Annotated in this window: 4 protein-coding genes; 2 read left to right on the forward strand and 2 right to left on the reverse strand. The window is 57.9% G+C overall.

The window, feature by feature from the left end; all coding sequences use genetic code 11:
- The first annotated feature begins 1,131 nt into the window (after positions 1–1,131).
- Positions 1,132–2,208: a hypothetical protein gene (locus VMU57_RS04265; protein WP_325381128.1), complete on the forward strand. Its 1,077-nt coding sequence runs from the start codon at positions 1,132–1,134 to the stop codon at positions 2,206–2,208.
- 80 nt (positions 2,209–2,288) lie between these two features.
- The gene (locus tag VMU57_RS04270; RefSeq protein WP_325381130.1) at positions 2,289–2,624 is read left to right on the forward strand and encodes a hypothetical protein; all 336 of its coding nucleotides are present in this window, start codon (positions 2,289–2,291) and stop codon (positions 2,622–2,624) included.
- A gap of 41 nt (positions 2,625–2,665) precedes the next feature.
- On the opposite strand, the gene VMU57_RS04275 is transcribed toward VMU57_RS04270, so the two are convergent.
- Together VMU57_RS04275 and VMU57_RS04280 are read right to left on the reverse strand one after the other, a co-directional pair.
- Entirely contained in the window at positions 2,666–3,691 is a 1,026-nt protein-coding gene (locus VMU57_RS04275; protein ID WP_325381132.1) for an IS630 family transposase, read from the reverse strand.
- 106 nt (positions 3,692–3,797) lie between these two features.
- On the reverse strand, positions 3,798–4,049 hold a 252-nt coding region (locus VMU57_RS04280; RefSeq protein ID WP_325381134.1), incomplete at its 5' end, for a hypothetical protein.

Here is a 4,049-nt window from a genome sequence, read left to right on the forward strand (position 1 = left end):
AGGCGCCGACTCGGGGCGCTTGAGAAAAGGGTGCTCCGCGGGGAGGCCTCCGAGGCCGAAATTACCGAATACACAGAGCTCAGTGAAACGTTGACTAGTTCACTGACTGCAAGGGTCGACGAAGTATCATCGCGCCTTGGACGCAACGCGTGATCCGCATTACACGGGTCGACCTAGAAGAAGAACTCACCCGTCGGCTCAACTCCAGGACTGCTCGACTGACCGCGCGTGGAGCTGATGCTAGATCAGCGCGTCGCTCATGGAAGAATGCCGTAGACGAAAGGGCTGGCGTCAAGAGTGCCCTCTCGCGCATGGCAGTAGGAATCGAGCGTTGCATGTACTGTGGAGATAGCCGTGGTACCGATATCGATCACTTTGAGCCCGTCACATTTGCGCCCCTCCGAACCTTTGAATGGCCGAATCATCTACTTGCCTGCTCAAGTTGCAATAGTAACGCTAAACGCGATTCATTCCCATGCAACGTGAATGGTAGCCCACTATTAATTGACCCCACTCGCGACGAGCCTTCTGAGCATCTTGCGCTGGCTTTTAGTGAAGGAGAGTACGCGGGAACTACCTCAAAGGGATGGAAGACAATCGAGGTCTTCCAGCTCAACAGAATGGATCTAAAGGTCGGCAGAACTCTCGCCTTTGCGCGCTGTAAGTCCATGCTTCGCGATTATCTTCGCCTCGAAGCAACGGGGCAGATTCGGGAAGCGGCCGACACAAGACTCGCCCTCGAGGGGCAACCGTTTGCCGACGTTCTGCACGCCATGTATCGCGTTGCCCATCTCCCAGGCGCTGCCGCGGTTCTAGGCGGAGCGAACGTTCTCAAACTTCTAATCAGGTGGCAAGAGGATCGGTAGGGCGCTACAGACCAGGCCGCCTGGATGGTGACCTCGATGTCTGAGTAGACGGTACTCTTGCGAGCTGCCCACCGCTGCGGCTCACGGCGACGCTGCCAGACGACCAAGTCGACTGGGCGCATGTCGTCGACGCAAGTCTTGCTCGCCACTGTGCAGCCGTCCGCCGTGAATGGGAACAGGACGTCCGGGTCGCCCTTGCTCTTGCACCGGTCGGACATACCCGGCGTGCCGTGCCGTACTCGCCCTGAGTAGCTAGCACCGGCCTATGCTCGTCTCCATGAAGCGGCCGCTAGATCTGGCGGGGAAGAGCCTTGCTGGCACCGGCCTGACCGGCATCGTCGGTTATGTGATCGCCACCGCTCCCCTGCTCGCCTGGCCGGTCTGGCCGTACTGGCTGTTCGGCGGCATGGTGGCTGCTGGCGGGGCAACTTATTTCATCGGCCAGCGGCGGCCGACGCCCCAGGCTGCCGAGGCAATCGAAGTGACCGAAAAGGAGCCGGCCGAGGCCCTCCCCGCACCGATCTTCACCGGCCGGTGGCGGCCTACGCTCAACGGCCACGAAGTGCCGGGGCTGATGATGATCACGCACAAGGGATTCTCGCACCACGGCTACATGAGGCCGTCGTCGGAAGACCGGCCCCCATCCGTGCGGTTCGGCGTGCTGGTGGCCTGTGACCCGCTCGGCCCGACGCCCACGACCTCTGCGTTGCGCGAACGCTTCCTCAGCTTCCTCGGCTCGCAGCCGGTGGCGGGCTTGATCGATGCGCTGACCTACGCCGACGACGATCTCTCCTGGATGAGCTATGCGAGCAACGGCCGGATTCACAATGAGGCGGTGCTCGTCAGCGGTGCCGACCAACAGGAGGTGCCGGTCGTCTCCGCCACGTTGAACCTGAACGAGGACGGGTTGGCGCGATACGGGCATGATTCGCGAACCGCCGAACTGGTGCTGCATATCGAAGTACGGGACAAGGATGGCGGTGCAGCGCCGCCTGCGGGATTCAGGGCCTGGCATGAGGCATTGGTCCTGGCCCTCGAAGTGCCCCGGGCCTTTGGCCACTTCCTGAGCCAAGATCTCGGTCTTGCTACCCACGGCGAGCCGCCTGTACAGCTCAGCCTGGAACTCCGCGCCCGGCGAGGCATCGCGGAACTCATTGACGCCGGAGACCTTCCTACGGTGGCTGGCTCCTCACGGTCAAGCTCCTTCCACGGCTACATGATCGCCGAGCACGATGGCAGAGAGTCGGGGGACGCGGCGGTCGAGATGCTCACCAGCATCTGTGACCACGCGCTCTATCTGCACGGCTACGAGGATCATTTGACGAATCTCAGCGGAAAGTAACCGAGCCATGCTGACACTGTTTCGCGTTGCAGCCAATATAGGCGTGAATATGCCGCTTTCATCAATAATTTATAAATGTCATGACGCTTGAGGAAACCGTCACCCAGCAGGGAATAACAAGTGACGCATCCTATGCTGGTTATGTAGCTCGCGATCTTAGTGACCGGAGATATGCGTCGTTTGCCGGCGTAGTTTCGCTTTGTCTGGCACCATACCTGTCGCTGTTTGTGCATGAGTCATTCCGGAAGCTGAGCACTAGTGATCCCGCCCTTGCTGCATCCCTGTCGAACGATGTTAAGTCGATCGTTGCCCGGTCGCGACATAGCTTGAAGCTGTTCGAAGATACGCATCGCGGTATCGACGGCCAGCTCGCATACTTCCGCGACGAGGTTCTGCCTGCGCACGCTAATTACTAACCGAGAATTAGGTTTGTAGACATCGCTACCGCCGTCGCGCTCTATTCTCTAACGTACGCTAGATTCGGATCCAGGAAGAATCCAAGTACGAGTTTTGGCATCTTTTGCAGGCGCCGCAGAGCGCTGATCGCCTTAGCCTTCAAGTCGTCGCGGCTCTGCACGATTTGCCGACCGATCCTGGAGTTCTTTACGTTGTTCCAGACCCATTCATCAGGATTGAGCTCCGGAGAATACGGCGGCAGGATGAACATCTCGATGCGGTCGCCGCCTTTGCTCTCGATGAACGCCTTGACCTTCTTCGCCTTGTGAACGGAACTGCCATCAGCGATCAGGAAGATTTTCTTATCCGGGACGCTCTTGAGCAGAGCTTTGAGGAATGTTATGAAGCGATCGGCGTTCATTCGCCCTACATCGACCTGAAACCGCACCTGTCCGCGCGGCGATATGGCTGACACCATGTTGATCGCTTCACGCTTACCGCTAGAGACTTCAATCAGAGGCGTCTGGCCGACGGGCGCCCAAGTGGTGCCGGCGTGGTGGTTGGTCTTGACGCTGGCCTCGTCAGCGAAGAAGATCTCCGCGTCCTCCTGGCGGGCACGCTCCCTGATCTTCGGGTAGATGACCCTCTTCCATTCGTCCACCCGGTCGGGGTTCTTCTGGTACGCGCGGTAAAGTGGTCGCTGAGGCGAGAGACCCATATCTCGAAGGATTCTCCCGACTTGAACCTCCGACAGCTTAACTCCGAATTCACATCGGATTAGATCACGAACGATCTTGCGAGTCCATAGCGCAAAGTCTTCGAATTCGAGCTGATCCGGATTCTTGTTAACAATCCACCTGAAGACCTGAGCTTTTTGTTCGTCTGTGAGGCGGGATGATGGTCCTTTAGCCTTCTTCGTTTCCAGCGCAGACGGCCCATGGCGATCATATTTCTGCTTCCACCGATAAACCATAGCCCGGGAAGTCTGGAGGTACTTCGCAATCGTATCGGCATCCTCCCCTTCCAGCAGAAGGCGAACTGCATGAAGTCGTTCTTCAGGAGTGGAACGCCTACCTTTTATTGCCATGGCCTAATTATGCCATAGAATTTTTTCCTTGTCTACAAACCCATGTATTGATTAGTACTTCCTCGGCAATACCTGGTTCCCGCCAGCTCGCCGTTGGGAAAAAGACCTAGGGATCTTCACCTATGAAAAGCGGCTGATTGCCACCAGTCACAGCGCCACTTTTCATATGGGCTTGGAGCCGCAGGCGCTGCTCGCTATAACCGGGCCAGAATTGCGTGCAATATACGAGAAGTACGGCCGATACTTTGCGCACCTCGGTGCTCGGCTCGACTCGAACGAAGACACCTTTATAAGCCACCTGGACCCACAGCGCTTCAATCGTCACCCTATCGATGTCCGCGCCGACAAGTACTATCAC

The sequence above is a fragment of the Edaphobacter sp. genome, assembly GCF_035532915.1.
Classification (GTDB): Bacteria; Acidobacteriota; Terriglobia; order Terriglobales; family Acidobacteriaceae; genus Edaphobacter.

Coding starts and splice junctions, on each gene's coding strand:
- VMU57_RS04270 (WP_325381130.1), top strand. CDS start 2,289: ATGACGCTTGAGGAAACCGTCACCCAGCAGGGAATAACAAGTGACGCA.
- VMU57_RS04275 (WP_325381132.1), bottom strand. CDS start 3,691: ATGGCAATAAAAGGTAGGCGTTCCACTCCTGAAGAACGACTTCATGCA.
- VMU57_RS04265 (WP_325381128.1), top strand. CDS start 1,132: ATGCTCGTCTCCATGAAGCGGCCGCTAGATCTGGCGGGGAAGAGCCTT.